Raw genomic sequence first — 18,534 nt, forward strand, 5'->3', positions numbered from 1 at the left:
CTGTTAAGATGCTTTAATAGGCGTCAAGCGAAATAACTCGTCCATCGTTGATCTACAAGCCTAACAATATCTTCACGCGGCAGTACCTCATCAGGGTAGCCCGGCTTCATACGTGCATCCACCACAATCGGCAGCTTATAGTTCAGGTGATGCAAACGCACTTCGCTGTCAGCGTACATATCTGTAGCCGGGTTAAAGCGTGTGAATACCGTCCACAGGAACGAAGCTTGGGAGCGAACAACTTCTTTGGCATCGTCCACGATAAAGACAAGTGGCCACTCTTGCTCACCCGCAGCTAATCGCTCCAATACACGCGCAGCGAGTTCAGGCTCCTGCTCAAAGGACGAGCCGGATACAACGAGGCATCCTCCGCAATAGGGTTCGATGTCACGAATTCCCGGCAGATCGCCCCCTTCATAAACGCGAGGCAATTCACGCACAGGCTCGCCTACTCCCATCAGAATCGCCTTACTGCCATGATTCAGCTTACGGCCCGTGTAATCGAGTGTATCGTGAGACGTATGGTTGAAAATAAACAAATCTCTGGCTGGATTAAATCGTTCCAAAATGGTTTCGAGCAGCAGGTTAAAGTCGGATAAATCGATTACCCGATCCGTCAGCATCAGGAATTTGGTCAACGACAATTGGCCTTGACCCAGAATGGTAAAGCCGGATACCAGCGCTTCACGGGAGTAGCTTTCACGTACGACTGCCGCTGCCAGCGCATGTACACCTGTTTCCGCATATGCCCATAACGACTTGACGGAAGGCATTACAAGCGGATAGGCGGGCGACAACAGACGTTGCAAAAACTCGCCGAGATAGTAGTCTTCCTGCCGCGGCTTACCTACAATGGTTGCCGGATAAATGGCATCTTTACGGTGATGCATATGTTTGACATGAAACACAGGGAAATCATGTTGTAATGAGTAATAGCCAAAATGATCGCCAAACGGTCCTTCCGGGCGGCGTTCATGAGGCGGCACATAGCCGCTGATCGCAAATTCGGCTTCTGCCGGAATCCGGTGACCTCCGAGCGGGTCTTCTGTCATGGGCAGCTTGCCCCCCATAATAAGGGAAGCCAGCAATAGCTCAGGCAAATTTTCCGGGGCAGGAGCAATCGCAGACGCAATCAGAGCAGGCGGGCCACCGATGATGATCGTCGTAGGCAACGGCTCATTACGCAGCTCTGCTTCATGATAATGGAAGCCGCCGCCTTTATGGATCTGCCAGTGGATCCCAGTCGTCTGATCATCATAAATCTGGATGCGATACATCCCCAAATTATGATCCTTGGACTGACCTGGCTTTTCGGTATACACGAGCGGAAGCGTAATGAACGGTCCTCCATCCTCGTGCCAGCTGGTCACTCTAGGCAGTGGAGCCAGCGGAGCATCAGTACGGCGAACGCCCAATACAGGAGCTTCGTTATGAGATACTGTTTTTAGACCTACTTTTAGCATGTCCTTAATCAGCCCACGTTCATTCCACAACGCTTTGGGGGTAGGTGGAAGCAACGTTTTGGTCGCACCTACAATTGCATCCATCAGTTGCTCTGGACGAGGGCCAAAAGCCATGTCCACACGGCGATTCGTACCGAACAAATTACTGGCTACAGGAAACGGGGTTCCTTTGACATTTGTGAACAGCAGCGCCGGGCCTTCTTCCTCAATGACTCTTCGGTGGATCTCGGCCAGCTCCAAATAAGGATCGACAGGTGCTTCTATAATTTTAAGATCATTTTCTTTACGCAGCGCTTCAATAAATTGGCGCAAATTCTGATAGATCAACTGGATGATTCCTCCTAAGCAAATCAAGCCCTCGAGAAACTCGTGGGCCTGGTTTGTTTCTTATGATGTTATTATACGTGTTCCAACGCCTCTTGGGCAAAAATACGCTTCATTATAATCTACAAAATGCTTAGGTACGCTGTGCTTGGGTCGGAACAAGCTTGCGGTCCGGTGACAATTGCCATACACGATAGCTCAAATAAGCCAAAATGGAGAACAACGATGCAATCACCAGCATATGTCCCAGCACGATAAACATGTAAATTTCAGGTCTGTTGACGTACAGCAAGATAATGCCAATCACCACTTGAAGAATAATCAATACGACCGATACGACACCCAGGGTACGAATATCCCGGTGATGCGGGTGATAACGGTATGAGTAGTGACCCACAGCCAAAATAATGACAAACAGCAGACCGGCTGAAATTTGATGAAGCAGCAGTGGAGATATGAAACCCCCAATATTTACAACCTTCTGGATGACCGAATGACTAAGTAACGCTCCTGAATAGACAGCAATATAGGTATAAATCGTTGATAGCCATATAAAGTTACGATAGCTCCGACTGACACGCCCAGGAATCAGACGCGGAGTGTAGCGTGAATCCGCATGCTCCTGCCAGGCCCCCAGCGTCATCATGGTCGCACTGGCAAAAGCAATAAGCGCAAAGCCAAAATGCAGCCCCATGACTGCAGCCGATTGGGAGAAGATGACAGCCAATGCCCCCATCGCACCTTGTATGATAACAAACAATAGCGTGAGTAAGGAGAATAGCTGTAAATCCTTCCGATGCTTCATAAACAGCAAAAAGCCGACAAACGAGGCGATAGAAAGAATTCCGGCCATGGCACTGACGGAGCGATGAGAGAACTCAATAAGGGATGCGATGGTATGCGCCGGAACCAGCTTACCATTACAAAGTGGGAATTCTCTTCCACAGCCGAGACCCGAATCCGTTCGCGTCACGACACCTCCACCGAAGGTAGCCAAAAACATGACAATACATGTTACGAGTGCCAGCCATTTTAATATTCTGATTTTGTTATTCAATGAATTCACCCGTATCCTTCCAAATATAATATTTATTCACTTTATATGTTGTGAAATGATCACTTAAAGTAATTATAACTGATATATCGTTCCTTGACATACGAGCTTTGTTGACAAAATGTGAACGTGTCCGTAAGAAAGCCGCCTCCTTCGGAAGGAAGCGGCTTTCTGAATATCCTGATGATTAAGGTTCCCTGCGGAGCCCTCATACATACTATTATCCGTTATTTTGCCAAGTTAGCATGGACTTCTACAGCCCGGTCCAAAAACTGCTCGATTTCCTCGCGGGATTTACGCAATCTGTTCACCAGACGTACTAGTTCTCGCCCTTCACTGTAAGCGATAAAGCTAGGAATCCCTAGAACATTTTGCTCTTGGCTGACACTTTCGGCCTGTTCTACATCAATCTCAATTAATGTAAGCTTGTCTGCATATTGTTGCTCTACATCAGGCATGAATGGATCAATAAAATGACAATCCCCGCACCAGTCCGCCTTGAACACAGCTACCGTTACACCTGGAGTGGATATTGCCTTATTAAAGTCTTCATGAGAGACGATTTTTTGCATACATAATTCCTCCTTAAACTTCTTTTGTGCAGGAGATCCTGTACTTTCTATTGTAACGCCAAGTGAAGCTTTTGCACACTCCCCTATTATGCTCACATGCCGATTGGAAGCCCTCTCATTGAGACATACTATAGATATACTTAAGAATCCACATAGGCGACGACATCCCAATAGCATACCCAACATACTTGGTGGAATACGGGGATGCCTGCATTTGAAAGGAGGTTATTTAAACATGTCTCTCACCGAATGGCTCCATGTCGCATCTCGACAGCTTCAGGGGGGGCTTAAGTTACTGGGTTCCGTTCCGCGTGTTGCGGAGGAGGCATGGGAGGGCAAACGTGCGGCCTGGACCGAATCCCGTAAATTACGCTATCCCTTGCGTGATCTGCCGTGGGACTATCATTCGGCACAGGCCGCCATGAATGAAGCTGAAGCATTAATGTTGGTGAACGGACCCGCTACGCGTCCCTCTTCTCTAAATATGCCCTTATGCGAAACAGACTGTGAGCTGCTGGAGCGGATCAAAAACGATACAGCACAGGAGAATCGCAGCAACATCACGCGAACTGCCGCTTATCTTGAATGCTATCGTGGCTACCCGGAATTACACTGGGCATTACTGGCCCATCTGGTTTCTCGTAATGGCGGCTATAATATGACTGATCTGAAGGGGGAGCTCATTGGAAACCTGTTCGGCGAACAGGAAAAGGAGTGGCTGTATCGGCTACTTGAGCGCTGTAACGCTCTTATTTTTCAAGACGCTTATCCACAGTTGCAGCTTTACATGCACAGCCGTCATTTGGGACGGAGTTGCTTCCATTTGTTGCCTCATTTTCACGTTTCGCCATTCATGAAGCCCTTTTGGGAACGTTTCTGGGCTTGGCGGGATAGTTCTCTTTTGACGGTGGCGCTCATTATTAATGAACAAAACTATATTGAAGGACGGGTTGTGAAAGATCCGTACTTTCAAAAATTTGTGACACATAAGCCAGGCTTTTATTTGCATGACTGGCTTCAGCTCAATCAGGTTATATTTCCGCTTGGGCTAAACGGTGGACTTGCCGGACTTGTCATGGAGCGTTTTGGCCATCTGGATGAGCGGATCGGTTTTGGTAAAAGTCTTTACGCTATGTTATTTGGCCATCAGCAGGTACTGGATCAGGTATCCGCATTTGCTGCCAGCGTGCCGCATACCGGGTCTCGCAGCGACTATTGGCCCGGACTATTCACACCAAATGTACAAAAAGCGCTGCGCTCTCCAGAAGAGAGTGCAACGCTTTTAGCACATGAATGGCTCCCGCCAAGTCAACGTCTGTACAGCCCGGAGCTGAACGCCGTCTGGTCAGATACAGCCTATGATCCGATTCCCCGTTATGACTGGTTTCAGGACGGTTCTACACTTGGGCATATCAGTGAACCAAGACGGCCTCTGTTATTTGCCATGCGCCATGAGCATCGCCATGGCATTCAAAAAACAGCAATGGCCCATGATGCTCATAACAGCTTAAGGTCCTTTCACTGAACAGATGAGAGGGCTTTTTTAGCCTCGTTGTCCAGTGGACTCACGCTGTAGGCGCATTAACGGACGCAATACCTTCTGCAACACGCGCGGATAGTTACCCAGCTCGTCCCTGCGCAATACGCGCAATACAACCAGCAATACCAAGTAGCATACCAGTACAACCGCTCCGGCAATGCAGCACGCAATCAAGAAGGCTACACGCGCAGGCATCAGGTGTACCAGCAAAATGCAGGCTTCATTTACTCCGTACCCGATAGCTCCCGAGACAACGACTGCGGTTAGGAAGCCTGCCCAGCGACGGCCCATGATTGAGAAGGAAACAATACCTTTCAGCACACGCAAATTCAGCAACGTAATGACGAGAAAACATAATCCGGTTGCGGCAATAATTCCGTAAATCCCTAGCCAACCAGCCAGCAGCCAGCTCGCTGCCAACTTCACGACGATCCCAACCATCACATTGACCATTGAAATACGCGGCTTGCCCATACCAATCAATATCGAATTAGAGGTCATCATCGTAATCTGAAAGATCGTTCCGAGTGTCAGAACAGCGATAATCCCGCTGCCTCCAAGCGAGCTGAACAGCAGACCATTAATAGAATAGGCAGTTACACATAAAGCCAGCACAATCGGCATTCCAGTCAGAATAGAGATGCGCAAGGCCAGCGTCATCTGATTTTGTAAATGCTGTTCATCCTTACGGGCAAAAGCCGCTGAAATGATCGGAATGAGCGATTGACTGAGTGCAATGGCCAAAATCGGAGGGATACCTGCCACACTCTGTGCCCTAGAGCCTAGATAACCCAACTGAGTAGTCGCCTGATCCAATCCCACTTGTCCAGACAGCAGTCTAACTACAATCGACGTATCAATAAAATTAACCGCCGGAACCGTCAGAGACGACAATACGATAGGAATAGAGAGCTTGAAAATATCTTTGTAAATGCGCATCATTGGTAGCGCGGAGCTTTCCTCTTGGAATTGCTCTTGACGATCTTGGCGATCCTGACGACGCAATTTCACCGTGTAGTACAGCATCACCCCCAGAGCGCCAAGACTTCCCATGACACCCCCAAAGGAGGCCCCCGCCGCTACCTCACGATCTCCATAGCCAAGCTTCAAAATAATAAAAGCGAGCAGAATTGCGGTGGCTACCCGTGCGACCTGCTCCACAATCTGTGAAATACCGCCTGCGGTCATATTACCGCGTCCCTGGAAGTATCCGCGCATCATCGCAATGGCAGGAAACAACAGCAAAGCGGGTGCCAAAGCCTGAATAGCCAAAGCAGACTGCGGAACCCCTGCTACATGCTCGGCAAAATAAGGCGCTCCAAAATACAGCAGCGCCGTAATGATAACACCGGCCACGGCCGCGAATATCAAAGCCGCACGATACACACGTCGCGCTTCCGCAGGCCGATCCAGTGCGTAGCGTTCCGAAACCATTTTGCTCAGTGTGCTGGGAATACCGGCCGTAGCGACCGTGAGCAGCATCAAATAAGCGTTGTTCGCAATGGTAAACGAGGCGTTCCCGACGGAGCCGAGCAAATGCTCCAATGGAACGCGCTGTACCAGACCAAGCACTCTGGCCACCAAAGCGGCAGCGGCTAAAATAAGCGTACCTTTAAGGAATGTTTCTTTATTGGACAAAATGCGTTCCCTTCTTTCTTGCTGTTCACATGCATGCAAAAGCCCCGCAACAAACAGTCATGGCCTGAGCCATCACCGGTGCGGAGCCGCATGTCGATTCTGTCTCTGCAAATCATAATAAACGAATCTCTGGTTAAAACACCCAAATCAAGAATACAATAATCATGGCAAGCTGCAAAATTACTTTCATCACGGTGCTAGTAAATAGGCCCAAGACGGAGCCAAAGCCCACTTTTATAGCTCGATCCAGCGGGGCTTTGCCAATCAGCTCACCCAGCACAGCACCGATAAATGGTCCCAAAATCAAACCGAATGCTGGAATAACAAAGGGGCCAATTATGATTCCCACAGTACTAAGGATCGCTGACAAACGCGAGCCGCCAAATCGCTTGATTCCCCACGCATTCACAGCATAATCCGCAATAAAAAGGGCAACGACGATTAGTGTTTGTATAATCCAAAACAAAGCATTGTATGGAGCAAACGAGAAAAACCAGCCGTATACAAAAAATGCAAAATAAATGGCGAGCGCCCCCGGCAATACGGGATACACCGCTCCCGCCATGCCCACAATGAACAGTACAATGACAACAATCCAACCTACAACGTCCATGGGCCTCCTCCTTCTCGTCTATTCATCTTGCTTGTGCACTATTCATTTTATTACACAAGCACATAATCTCGAATCACTTCTACAATGCCGTCCTCATTATTCGAAGCCACAACCACATTAGCGGCTTCTTTTACCGTATCCTGAGCATTCCCCATCGCTACGCCCAGTCCAGCCGCTTGAATCACAGCCAGGTCATTCAAACTGTCGCCAACGGCAACCACCTGCTCCATGGTAATGCCGAGCAGGTCGCACACTTCAGCGATGCCACTGGCTTTGGATATACCGGCCGGATTAATTTCCAGATTCGTCATCGAAGAATTGGAAATTTCAAGTCCTCCCATCTCCTGAAGCTTGAGCAAAATTTGATGGCGAATTTCGTCATTTTCCGTATTAAAACCGAATTTGAGCCATTCCTGTGTGTCCAATGTGTCCGGCCAACGATCTCTGTTGTATAACTCCTCGGTTGAGTAAGCCCAGAACCAAGAGCCTGTTTCTACGGCAATCTGGTGCATCTTGCGAATAAGCTCCTTATCAAGTAAATAGCGGCGCCACAATTCGTGAGGTGATTTCCATACTTCACTGCCGTTTACAGTTACCATTGGCGTCTCCAGGCCGAGTTGCTGACCGTAAGGTAAAGCATGCATCGCTGCACGTCCGGTGGACAAGCATACATGAATCCCTTCCTGAATCGCCTTATTAATCCAGTTAATCGTTTCCAAGCTTATTTCATGATTATCATTCAGTAAAGTTCCATCCATGTCGAGCGCAAGCAGTTTGTATTTATATTGGTTTTCTCCCATGGTCTCTCTTCCTCCTGTTGTCCCTTATGTCCAACGACATTTTACCATGAAAAAGAGAAGCCCACAAAAGTATTCAAGTCCTTATTTCGCTACCAGAGGCTTTTTAGGATTACCATCAAGCCCGTATACTTCGTCATACGCATCAAATATTTTACGCGCAACCGGTCCCGCACTCGTCGCACCAAAGCCCCCTTCAGGAATGATAACCGCTACAGCCAGCTTCGGATTTTGGAGTGGAGCAAAAGCGATGAACACCCCGTTATCTTTAACCGTACGTCCCACCACCTGCTGAGAAGTCCCCGTTTTGCGGGCATAATCATAGGGAAATCCGTTAAAGGCTTTAACATCGGTAGCCATGCCGCGAATCACAGTATTCCAATACGTATCTGAAAAAGCGACCTCATTCAGCACCTTCGGCTTAAACTCACGTACGAGATTCCCCTGGTCATCCACAATTTTACTGACTAGATGAGGCTGCATTCGCTTGCCCTTGGTTGCCAGCACAGTCGTATACTGGGCCAGCTGCATCGCTGTATATTTCCCTTGCTGACCAAAGGATGCCTGTACCAAACGTGTCAGCGCACTTTCATGCTTGCTCGTATACTCAAGTCTGCCTGCCCACTCGCCCGGCAGATCTACTTCAGTCGGAACGCCTAATCCAAATTCCTTCATATACTTGTCCCATATATCAATTCCCTGATGTAGCCCTGCATTGCTGCCGTATTTAGCATATAGCGGCTTGCCCACCATATCGACCATGAATGTATTCGATGAGAACTCAATTGCCTTGCTAGGTGTCAGAGGACCATACACATGTCCGCCTGAATTCCCAACCCGACTGGAACGATTTTTGCCATAGTACGCACTCCCCGTATCCTGATAAGTTTGTCCAGGCGAAAATAGATTTTCCTTCAACCCAATCAGCACGGTTAGCGGCTTGATGGTTGAACCCAGCAGGACCGAGGATTCCGGGTGCGGGCCCACTTTTCCACTAGGTACGGATTTAATTGTTCCATTTCCCATTTTGTGCTGAATTTCGTCATATACCGAAGGTGAGGTACTTCCACTTTTCCATACATTAGAGTCATAATCCGGCATACTGGCCATTGCCACGATATTTCCGGTCTCTACCTCCATCGCTACAGCGAAGCCAGTGGTTGCGTCTTGATGAAGCTTCCCCGATACGGCATGAGTATGAAGCCAGCGAAGCTGATCCATAATGGCCTGTTCGGTTTTCTGCTGAATTTCCTTGTTGATGGTGGAGTATAGATGATGTCCTTTTTCAGGAGGAGTAATGGATTCAATGCCCTCCGGTATGCTACGCGGATTGACCTCTACCGTTTTATATCCGTTTTTTCCTCTCAGCTCGTCCTGGTACTGAAGCTCCAAGCCATCATATCCGACCGTTTCACTTTCCGAATACACCTGTGCCGGTTTTAAAACCTCCGAATTCGCTTCATAGAGCTCTTTATATTTGGGCCGGTTCGTTCGAGCTCCTTTGAACTTGTACATATATCCAATCGTTTGTACCGCCACCCGATCCGGGTCATAATGGCGTACACTTTCTTCTACAACCTCTACACCAGGAAACTCTGTCCGATGTTCCAGAAAATAAGCGATTTCCTCCCGACTCAAGTCGGATTTGACCAAACGTGGGGTAAATCCCCTATATTGATTATAGTCCGGGTCCAGTCGCTTTTTTATTTCCTCTGCATTAAGCTGCTCTCCTTCGGTACGACCCAGTTCGTTTAATTTGGCAGCAAGCTTGGCAGCAAAAGCATTGAGCTCAGGGAGCAGCTTTTCCCCCGGCTTGCGATCTTTCTCCGTACGTTTGCTATAATCCTTAGGCAAAGTTACGTACAGGGACTGCACCGAGGTGGAATATGCCAGTCTAACCTTACCTGTGGAGTCATAAATCGTACCGCGACTCGGGGTTAGCGGGACATTTTTGGTATTTATCGATTGCTGCTGGCCCTTTAGCTCCTCTGATTGTATAAACTGCAATACAGCTAGTCTGGTAATGATCAGGGCAAACAGCACAAAAGCACTAAAAAACAGTAGGTTGGTTCGTAAAACCGTCCGTTTTTTTCGTGACTCTTCATTCTCTTCAACATTTTTCTTTTTAAATGAAAACTTTTTATCCAAACTTCCTCTGTCCATATTAGCTGGTCATTACTCCTTTCAGTTAGGTTTTTATATTCCTGATCCTACCATATCCAAAGCAATAAACGATGAATTCCCAGATGACAATTTTGTAAGAAAACGTAGAAAAAATACAAAAAAAGCTTCCCTTAGCCCAATGGCTAAGGGAAGCTTACCTAAAATAGTATCTGTATAAAAATAATTATGGCTGTTTGGCTGCCTTGGAATCGGCTGTCGCTGCATCCTTTTTCTTAGGAACACCGTCCAGACCGTACACTTCGTCGTAAGCATCAAAGATTTTACGCGCCACAGGTCCGGCGCTCCAAGCTCCGAAGCCCCCTTCAGGAATGACAACTGCTACTGCAAGTTTAGGATTCTGACGTGGTGCAAAGGCGATAAATACCCCGTTATCTTTTAGTTCTCTGCCTACACTCTGCTGAGATGTCCCCGTTTTGCGAGCAAAGTCATAAGGGAAACCTTTAAATGCGCTGACATCTGTTGCCATCCCGCGTATGACTTCATTCCAGTAGGCATCCGGAAATTTCACTTCATTTAGCACCTTCGGTTTAATTGTTTGAACTACATTACCGTTGGTATCTTTAATTTGACTGACCAAATGCGGCTCCATCCGTTTGCCCTTTGTTGCAATCATCGTTGTATACTGGGCAAGTTGCATAGGTGTATATTTACCTTGTTGACCAAAGGAAGCATACGCTAGTCTAGAAAGTACCGACTCGGATTTATTCGTATACTCTCGCCAACCCCGGAACTCACCAGGCAAGTCTACTCCAGTGGAAACGCCTAATCCAAACTCCTTCATATAACGGTCCCATACATTTATCCCCTGGTCTTCTGTAGCATTATTTCTGTATTTGTTATATAGGCGCTTGCCAACCATATCGACCATGAAAGCATTAGAGGAATGACGTATAGCGGTAGCCGGGTCCATTGAACCGTACACATGACCAGACGAGTTCCGCACCCGTGCGGAATTATTACGTCCGAAATAAGCAGCTCCTGTGTCTTGATAGTACGTATTTGTCGTAAATAGTCCTTCTTCCAATCCAATAAGAACAGACAGCGGTTTAATAGTTGATCCGAGAAGCACGGTAGAATCTGGGTGCTGTCCAGATTGGCCTGAGCCAACGTTCTTAATTGTAGCGTTTTGATACACATGTTTTATCTCTTCATATTTGTCTTTTGAAATCGTACCCGTTTGCCAATAATTCGCATCATAATCCGGCATACTAGCCATCGCGACTACATTCCCTGTATCCACTTCCATGGCTACAGCAAAGCCTGTTTTCGCATAAGGATGAGTCCTGCCAGATACAGCGTGTGTATGGAGCCATCTCAATTGATCCATAATGGCATTTTCAGTCTTCACCTGAATTTCTTTGTTAATAGTGGAATAGACATTATCCCCTTTTTGCGGAGGAGTAACAGAATCTACACCTTCCGGCATATTGCGTGGATCAATGGGTACTGTTTTATAGCCATTTTTCCCCCGTAATTGTTCCTGATATTGATATTCCAGCCCGTCAAAGCCCACAGATTCGTTATCCATATAAATGAGGCCCGGATCATTTTCAGCTGACATGGATTTTTGAATATTCTTATATTTATCCAACGTTTCACGTGCACTTTTATAACTTTTAATATAACCAACCGTTTGAACAGCTACCGTGTCAGGATCGTAATGGCGTACCGTTTCTTCAACGACATCTACGCCTGGAAACTCACTTTTATGCTCCATAAAATAAGCGACTTCTTCTGGAGTAAGATTGGTTTTAATCAGACGAGGCGTAAAACCGCTAAATCGTTGATAGTTCCGGTCCATGGCGTCCATAATTTGTTCTGGCGTCATTTTAGGCTCATCTTTATTGCCATATTCAGCAAATCGATTCGCCAGCTTCTGTGTCATTTTCTCCAGCTCAGGCAATAGCTTTTTGTCATTATCACGCTTTTCTTCCATACCATCACTGTAGTTCTTGGAGAGCGTGATATACAGCGATTGTACAGGTGTCGAATACGCCAGTCTGTTCTGTCCGGTGGAATCATAGATCGTCCCGCGAATCGGCGTAAGTGGTACATTTTTGGTAACATTACTGGCCTCCTGCTGTTTGAGCTGAGGCCCATCTACAAATTGAAGTATCGCCAATCTTACAATAATGACTGTAAATATAATGAACGAGCTGAAAAAGAACAGATTGATCCGGAAGCTAAATCTTTTTCGGTCGGATGTCTCATTGTCTTTTCCTTGCTCGTTGTCCATCTTTCTCATGTGCCCTTTTCCACTCCTTCTTAAATCACTTTATCCTTGATATGTGTTTGGGCAAAACCTGGCGGGTTAAACCAGTCTCCACTTTGTGCCCAGGTCGGGTCCAGCGGTACCCACTGATCCTGTCCGCTCAAATATACTTCGTTCCAGGCATGGGACCCGTATCCTCCCTGTCCGTTGTATCCAAGGCCTGTTACAACCTTGACCTGTAGTCCCTGCGAACGAGCCATCATTGAGTAAAGGCGGGCATAATCAATGCACACTCCTTTACGTGTATCAAACGTATCTCTGGGAGTCTGTTCATGCCAGTCACCACGTTGCTCATAGGCTTCCACCTTACTGTAATCATAGCTAATACGGGTGCCTACCCATTCATACAACGCTCTGGCTTTTTGCTCGTCACCGCTAGCCCCTTCTGTAATCTTGGCCGCTGCCTGAACGATATCGCTTGGAATGTCCCGGTCGATTATTTCATATTTGCGCTGCATGATACCATTCAATTCCTTGGTAACAGCCTGCGTAAATACGGGCAGCTTATCCTTAATCAGAGTCCCGGACAACGGTTCAATGACCGATTGCGCACCTTGCTTATAAATCGGTGAAGCTTGTACGTAGCTGCTAAACCCGCTGTCTGGGTACAGACTAACGCCTATGAACAGCAGGGCTATGATCATCATGGCGCGAGCTCCACCAATAAGAGTACCTATTCCGGCCCCTGCCACCCTGCTGAAAAAGCCCGATTTTTTTGGATGCTCATGGAGGGAGGAATCTGATTTGCCACCTACCATCAACACATAAATGGCACGCAGTATAAACTGGGCAATAGCATAACTGAGCATGAACAATACGGCGAATCGCAGCAGCGGAAAACCCTCTATCCCCGCCACAAGCGTATAATAAAATTGCTCAATCCCACTTAGTTTTCGCTGTGGCAAATGCTCCATGTAAGCTGCCAGCCATTGTTGCACCTTCGGTGAAAGCCACATGGCTAACCCGAGCGAGCACAAAATGCCCGCCACAGTGAGTATGCCATCCACAATGAGACTAAACAGCGCACCTACAGATCTGGAGGCCCCTCGCCTCCACCCCTGTATCAACGACAATGCTACGATGGCGATCAGAAACACCGTCACGCCATTCCAATGAAGAATAGACTCCAGCCAGGATGGGTTCATTGTGTTCCTCCTGTCTCTACGGCGACTGTGGCTGCTGTACAGCAGCCAAGTCTTTCGCGCTTTCGATATATTTCTTGACTGTGTCACTCATACTCCATTCGCCCAGCGACATTCCCTGAAACCATACCTTGACCTTGTCCCCCTCAAACGGACCCTTTACTTCCAGGTTGGAACTGGTCACTGTAAATGTACCATCTCCGTTGGAGGTGTATTTGGCGTTTTGCCCCTCTTTTATCATCATGTTCAAAGCCTCGCTCTGAACCTTGTTAATTGCATCATCCTTTGCCTGAGTCACGACCTTGCCAACCTGTTCAAAGGAAATACCACTGTAGACTAGCAAGCCTGCAATCACAACAATGACGATCAGCCATTTTACGAGAGTTCTTACAATCTTCAATATGACTAACAATAGGACAAGCCCAATCACTATATACAGCCAGTTATCCTGAACGATCTGCCAATTATGTTCCAAAAACTCTGACCAGACGTTCTTATCCATTCGCTACACTCCCGTTTCCAACTACATGATTCAAATTGCAAAATTGTCTCTGTAATTATACATGATTACGCAATGTCCTGTCAGCTTAGGTCTTATACATACCTTGTCATTCAATTCTTGTCCATACAAAGTGGTCTATGTTCGTCCATTCTGGCGTACAACTTAGGAAGGGCCATTACGAAGTAAGATGGAAGTTTACATTAAGGAAAGGGGGTCATTCACATGAAAACAGCCCTCTGGCTGTATCTCTTCTTGTTCATTGCCTTTTTTGATCTGCATGCACAATATCCTATTTTGACACCATTCGCAATCTCTCTGGGGGCAGCCCCTACCTTTATCGGTTGGATGATGGGGATTTACTCTCTAACTCACCTGCCTGGTAACTTGATGGCAGGTCCCAAAGTCGACAAACACGGCAGTCGCCGATATATTATGTTCAGCCTGACAGCTGCAGGCCTGATCCTGATCATTCAATCGTACATCCATACACCGTGGGAATTACTTTTTCTGCGTGCGATTAGTGGCTATGTGTTGGCCTTTTTATCTCCAGCCTGTCTGGCCATGCTGGCGCAACTGTCTGATCATCCGGTTACCCAGGGCAAATATATGTCGGGACATGGTGTCGTCCACACGTTGGCCTCTGTTCTATCTCCAGCCGCAGGCGCATTTATCGTTGCCAGCTTTGGCTTTAGCGAGACATTTAGTTCCCTTGGTATCATTCTCGTAATCACGGGGCTTATGGCTTATTTCACCTTACCCAAAAAAGCACCCGCTCCGCAGGCCCAATTATCTGATGGTCATACGACACCTGCTCCACTCTCGGCAGCACAGACGCGGTTACCATTCAATTGGCGTTACCTGCTTCTACCTTTTGTTTTGGCGTGCGCACAAGGCATTTTATTTTACGAGATCCCATTACGAAATAACGGTTCTGCGTCCATGATGTCCACCGGATTGCTCTTTTCCATCATCAGTTTGGGAGCACTCTGTACGCTCAGTTTGCTTTTTCTGAACAAATATTCACCGATGGTAAGGCTACTTTGCGGCATTATTCTGATGTCTTTAAGCTTCTACGCACTCGCCACTACGCCCGAGGCGATAATAGGCATTATCCTGTTTATTTTGGGAACAGCCAAAGGCATCATTTTTCCAGCGCTGGCCTCTCTCTTCATACAGATTGGAGGTGCTCGATTGGGCAAAACCTTTGCCCTGCAATCCATTGCAACGTCTATCGGCTCCTTTGCCGGGCCTGTACTGGCGGGTCAGCTTCCGGATCACATATCTCCTTTTTTTATCGCATTTCTGATTCTGATGACTGGCCTGCTATTCGTTCCCATTCAGCGATTATCTCCTACACCACCACTATCTGCCTCGGGCCCTTACCATTCCTAGTTACAACTAAGGGGGCATGCTGAGATACTACCTTTAAAGCCCAAAATACGTTCTAGAGGGCATACGCACAGTACCTAATACCCTACTTAACATAGACTAATTTGACTGAACAATTCATTTACAAAGGGAGGTGCAGCCCGTGAGCCACTGTCATCCTGTAAGCCCTTGCCCTGTTTTCGGCACTTCAACTGGTACCATTCTTGTTCTTTATGTTCTGCTCGTCATCATTCTTCGTACTTGCTGGATCTGATGTCTGATATGCCCTAATATGCTGACTATGTACCTATGCCTGCCACTTCTGGCAGGCTGTTTTGTTGTTTTTTGCATGGGAACCCCTTTTAGAGCTAAACTATACACATATTCTTTCATTTCCCGGGGAATTTCGAGCACAGGCATCAAGCAAGGGGTGAGCAAAATGGCGATAACCGTGATCGTCGAAGGAAAAAATGACCGCAGTAAACTCCGCCGATTACTCGATCCGGAGGTCAACATTTTATGCACCTTCGGTACACTAAACTCTATAAAATTGGAATCCCTCCGCCAGCGGACTAAGCATGACGAAATATATTTATTTATGGACAACGACAGCTCAGGAAAAAAAATAAGAGGGGTGCTTGCAGACGCTTTTCCAGATGCACTTCATATGTATACACGCAAAGGCTATGCTGGTGTAGAAGGTACTCCGGATGAATATGTGATTGCCCAGTTGGAAAAAGCAGGGCTTGAGGAATACATTATATACCCTCCTGTTCTTTAGTCCTGTAAATAAAAAAGCTGTCCTCAGGTCAATTTCATGCCTGTTGGACAGCTTTATAGTGCACCATCACCAACCCTCTAAGATTGGTATTAGAACTTATGAACCGTATCAACAATCATCAGCAAGAAGCTGAGTGTCAAATGGTTAATGGAAAAGAAAAATACTTTTTTTGCCCAGGAATCCGTTTCTTCTTCCTTAATCGTAAAGCCTTTGAAGGCATAAAACGCCCAAAGCACGGACAATAACACGGACACGATCATAAAAATCATACCGGCATATCCATAAGCATACATAAGGATGGGTACCGGAATCAGCAGCACAATATAAGGAATCATCTGAATCTTAGTCCGATGGATACCTTTCACGACTGGCAACAATGGAAATCCTGCTGCGCGATATTCCTCGACTCTGCGAATGGCAAGTGCCCAGAAGTGAGGCGGTTGCCATAAGAACAGTAGTGCGAATAAGAGCCAAGCGCCCATATCAATACGGCCCGATGCGGCCACATAACCAATTACCGGAGGCATAGCCCCAGAAATACCGCCGATGGATGTACTCCATGTAGACGAACGTTTCAACCAGAGCGTATAAATGCCAACGTAGACAATCATACCTAATATGCCCAGTAGCCCTGCCTTCACACCAGAGAAGGAGAATAAAACAGCCAATCCGACGATGCCCAAAATAATAGCGTATGACAGCACCGTTGTGGGGGTCAGACGCCCAGTCGGCAGTGAGCGATTACGTGTCCGCTCCATCTTCAAATCCAACTCACGGTCAAAGTAGTTGTTAAAAACACAAGAAGATGCCATAACCAACATTGTACCTAGAAGTGTAAGAATTAACTTTATATAGTCAACGTCCCATTGCGATGCTAACCAAAAACCACCGAAGGCTGCAACCAGATTAGTACGAAGGATGCCTGGCTTGGTAACTGTAATAAAATCTTTCCAAGTGCCCGCCTTGCCGGGTGGTTTAGATTTTACAGAATAGGTAGCCGCATCCGAAGAAGTCTTATAACTAATATTATCCATTGTGAGTAACTCCCCCTTAGAGATGTATGAATTCGGGAGTAAGTTGAACTCCGATATAAATTTTATCATATACCTACCCCAAAAAGTTTGACAGAAAACGCACAAAACGTTCACAATTCAGATGGCAAATCACCCCTGCTGATCGTTTACAGTAAATTTGGGTAGTAATAAGTACAGGAAACAATACAAAAGGAGCGACAGATATGGATACAGCCACACACTTTGTCATGGGAGTCGGGTTGGCCGGGCTGGCCTATACTGATCCTGTCGTCGCCGGAGATCCCAAGCTAGCAGCAGTCATACTGCTCGCTACAGTCGTAGGGTCACAAGCTCCGGATTTCGATACCTTGCTTCGATTGAAAAATAATGCAGCCTATATTCGCAATCACCGTGGACTGTCGCATTCTATCCCCTTCTGGTTGATATGGATCTTGTCCATAACGGGACTGATTTGCCTGATCTTCAGGGATGTGCCCCCGGGTCATGTAGCATTATGGGTAACGATTGCCGTCTGCCTGCATGTATTCACAGATTTATTCAATACGTACGGAACCCAGGCATTTCGGCCGTTCACGAATAAGTGGATATCTTGGAATATCATCCATATTTTTGACCCCTTTATTTTCGGCACTCATGTTGCTGCGATAATGCTATGGGTCACCGGATTGGTTCCGCCCGCTCCCTTATTTATTACGCTGTACGTCATTATTGGCCTCTATTACATTTGGCGAACCTGGAGTCATTTTATTACCAGAAAAGCGGTACGTGATATGGACAACAAGCGTCAGGAAGGCGACACCTATTATATCATTCCCACAGTATCATGGAACCGGTGGCATGTGGTAAAAGCTCATCAGAATGGAAGCTATGACATTGGTGGATTAAATGGTAAGCATTTATTTTGGACGAAACACGCAACTCCATCCACACACCCAGCCGTAGAAGCCTCCACATCCTATCGCGATGTGCAAGCATTTCGCTATTTTTCCTCCTTTGCCGTCGCCGAGGTGGAAGAACTGGAGTGGGGTTATATTGTGCGATGGGGGGACGTCAGGTATCGACACCGGAGGCAGTATCCATTCGTGGCGGTGGTCGCGATGGATAAGCAATTCGGACTGATCAGCAGTTATATCGGATGGCTCAGTGACGAAAAAATGCAAAAACGTCTTTCCCTGCATACGAATTAAAAATATTTACAAGCTAACAATAAGCCGCAGTGAATTACAGACAGCAAGTCTCCCTTAAACGGG

15 protein-coding genes are annotated in these 18,534 nt (G+C 47.0%); 4 read left to right on the plus strand and 11 right to left on the minus strand.

The window, feature by feature from the left end; translation table 11 throughout:
• Positions 1–23: 23 nt before the first annotated feature.
• From EGM68_RS20825 to EGM68_RS20835, 3 genes are all read right to left on the minus strand, one after another.
• Positions 24–1,790, minus strand: a complete 1,767-nt coding sequence (locus EGM68_RS20825; RefSeq protein ID WP_025674143.1) for a UbiD family decarboxylase — start codon at positions 1,788–1,790, stop codon at positions 24–26.
• A gap of 130 nt (positions 1,791–1,920) precedes the next feature.
• Positions 1,921–2,853 (minus strand): COX15/CtaA family protein, encoded by a 933-nt coding sequence (locus EGM68_RS20830; protein ID WP_129549943.1) that lies wholly within the window; start codon positions 2,851–2,853, stop codon positions 1,921–1,923.
• Between the two features lie 215 nt (positions 2,854–3,068).
• Positions 3,069–3,413 carry a thioredoxin family protein gene (locus EGM68_RS20835; RefSeq protein WP_013372917.1) on the minus strand — a complete coding sequence of 115 codons (345 nt, stop codon included), beginning with the start codon at positions 3,411–3,413 and terminating at the stop codon, positions 3,069–3,071.
• 235 nt (positions 3,414–3,648) lie between these two features.
• Between EGM68_RS20835 and EGM68_RS20840 the strand changes: the two genes are divergently transcribed.
• A complete protein-coding gene (locus EGM68_RS20840; RefSeq protein ID WP_129549944.1) occupies positions 3,649–4,938 on the plus strand; it encodes a DUF2515 family protein in 1,290 nt (429 codons plus the stop codon).
• 18 nt (positions 4,939–4,956) lie between these two features.
• On the opposite strand, the gene EGM68_RS20845 is transcribed toward EGM68_RS20840, so the two are convergent.
• From EGM68_RS20845 to EGM68_RS20875, 7 genes are all read right to left on the minus strand, one after another.
• A complete protein-coding gene (locus EGM68_RS20845) occupies positions 4,957–6,591 on the minus strand; it encodes a putative polysaccharide biosynthesis protein (RefSeq protein WP_013372919.1) in 1,635 nt (544 codons plus the stop codon).
• 133 nt (positions 6,592–6,724) lie between these two features.
• Positions 6,725–7,204 carry a DUF456 domain-containing protein gene (locus EGM68_RS20850; RefSeq protein WP_129549945.1) on the minus strand — a complete coding sequence of 160 codons (480 nt, stop codon included), beginning with the start codon at positions 7,202–7,204 and terminating at the stop codon, positions 6,725–6,727.
• Between the two features lie 50 nt (positions 7,205–7,254).
• Positions 7,255–8,004 (minus strand): Cof-type HAD-IIB family hydrolase, encoded by a 750-nt coding sequence (locus tag EGM68_RS20855; RefSeq protein ID WP_013372921.1) that lies wholly within the window; start codon positions 8,002–8,004, stop codon positions 7,255–7,257.
• Between the two features lie 81 nt (positions 8,005–8,085).
• A complete protein-coding gene (locus EGM68_RS20860) occupies positions 8,086–10,164 on the minus strand; it encodes a peptidoglycan D,D-transpeptidase FtsI family protein (RefSeq protein ID WP_129549946.1) in 2,079 nt (692 codons plus the stop codon).
• Between the two features lie 184 nt (positions 10,165–10,348).
• Complete coding sequence (locus EGM68_RS20865; RefSeq protein WP_129549947.1) at positions 10,349–12,430, minus strand: peptidoglycan D,D-transpeptidase FtsI family protein; 2,082 nt, start codon at positions 12,428–12,430, stop codon at positions 10,349–10,351.
• Between the two features lie 20 nt (positions 12,431–12,450).
• A complete protein-coding gene (locus EGM68_RS20870) occupies positions 12,451–13,602 on the minus strand; it encodes a transglutaminase domain-containing protein (protein WP_129549948.1) in 1,152 nt (383 codons plus the stop codon).
• 16 nt (positions 13,603–13,618) lie between these two features.
• Entirely contained in the window at positions 13,619–14,101 is a 483-nt protein-coding gene (locus tag EGM68_RS20875; RefSeq protein WP_013372925.1) for a hypothetical protein, read from the minus strand.
• 222 nt (positions 14,102–14,323) lie between these two features.
• On the opposite strand from EGM68_RS20875, the gene EGM68_RS20880 reads away from it, so the two are divergent.
• Both EGM68_RS20880 and EGM68_RS20885 read left to right on the plus strand, forming a co-directional pair.
• Positions 14,324–15,493: an MFS transporter gene (locus EGM68_RS20880; RefSeq protein WP_129549949.1), complete on the plus strand. Its 1,170-nt coding sequence runs from the start codon at positions 14,324–14,326 to the stop codon at positions 15,491–15,493.
• Between the two features lie 415 nt (positions 15,494–15,908).
• A complete protein-coding gene (locus tag EGM68_RS20885; protein ID WP_040102932.1) occupies positions 15,909–16,250 on the plus strand; it encodes a toprim domain-containing protein in 342 nt (113 codons plus the stop codon).
• 89 nt (positions 16,251–16,339) lie between these two features.
• Here EGM68_RS20885 and cyoE read toward each other — a convergent pair whose 3' ends face one another.
• Positions 16,340–17,284 (minus strand): heme o synthase, encoded by a 945-nt coding sequence (cyoE, locus tag EGM68_RS20890; protein WP_013372928.1) that lies wholly within the window; start codon positions 17,282–17,284, stop codon positions 16,340–16,342.
• Positions 17,285–17,487: 203 nt separating this feature from the next.
• Here cyoE and EGM68_RS20895 point away from each other — a divergent pair, with 203 nt between their 5' ends.
• Positions 17,488–18,471, plus strand: coding sequence for a metal-dependent hydrolase (locus EGM68_RS20895; protein WP_013372929.1), 984 nt, complete (start codon positions 17,488–17,490; stop codon positions 18,469–18,471).
• Positions 18,472–18,534 lie beyond the last annotated feature (63 nt).

This window comes from Paenibacillus sp. M-152, from assembly GCF_003856555.1.
In the GTDB taxonomy this organism is placed as follows: domain Bacteria; phylum Bacillota; class Bacilli; order Paenibacillales; family Paenibacillaceae; genus Paenibacillus; species Paenibacillus polymyxa_C.

Bases quoted from the DNA above. Each gene is read 5' to 3' on its own strand.
- EGM68_RS20835 (WP_013372917.1), bottom strand. From the start codon at position 3,413: ATGCAAAAAATCGTCTCTCATGAAGACTTTAATAAGGCAATATCCACT.
- EGM68_RS20840 (WP_129549944.1), top strand. From the start codon at position 3,649: ATGTCTCTCACCGAATGGCTCCATGTCGCATCTCGACAGCTTCAGGGG.
- EGM68_RS20850 (WP_129549945.1), bottom strand. From the start codon at position 7,204: ATGGACGTTGTAGGTTGGATTGTTGTCATTGTACTGTTCATTGTGGGC.
- EGM68_RS20855 (WP_013372921.1), bottom strand. From the start codon at position 8,004: ATGGGAGAAAACCAATATAAATACAAACTGCTTGCGCTCGACATGGAT.
- EGM68_RS20860 (WP_129549946.1), bottom strand. From the start codon at position 10,164: ATGGACAGAGGAAGTTTGGATAAAAAGTTTTCATTTAAAAAGAAAAAT.
- EGM68_RS20865 (WP_129549947.1), bottom strand. From the start codon at position 12,430: ATGAGAAAGATGGACAACGAGCAAGGAAAAGACAATGAGACATCCGAC.
- EGM68_RS20870 (WP_129549948.1), bottom strand. From the start codon at position 13,602: ATGAACCCATCCTGGCTGGAGTCTATTCTTCATTGGAATGGCGTGACG.
- EGM68_RS20875 (WP_013372925.1), bottom strand. From the start codon at position 14,101: ATGGATAAGAACGTCTGGTCAGAGTTTTTGGAACATAATTGGCAGATC.
- EGM68_RS20880 (WP_129549949.1), top strand. From the start codon at position 14,324: ATGAAAACAGCCCTCTGGCTGTATCTCTTCTTGTTCATTGCCTTTTTT.
- EGM68_RS20885 (WP_040102932.1), top strand. From the start codon at position 15,909: ATGGCGATAACCGTGATCGTCGAAGGAAAAAATGACCGCAGTAAACTC.
- cyoE (WP_013372928.1), bottom strand. From the start codon at position 17,284: ATGGATAATATTAGTTATAAGACTTCTTCGGATGCGGCTACCTATTCT.
- EGM68_RS20895 (WP_013372929.1), top strand. From the start codon at position 17,488: ATGGATACAGCCACACACTTTGTCATGGGAGTCGGGTTGGCCGGGCTG.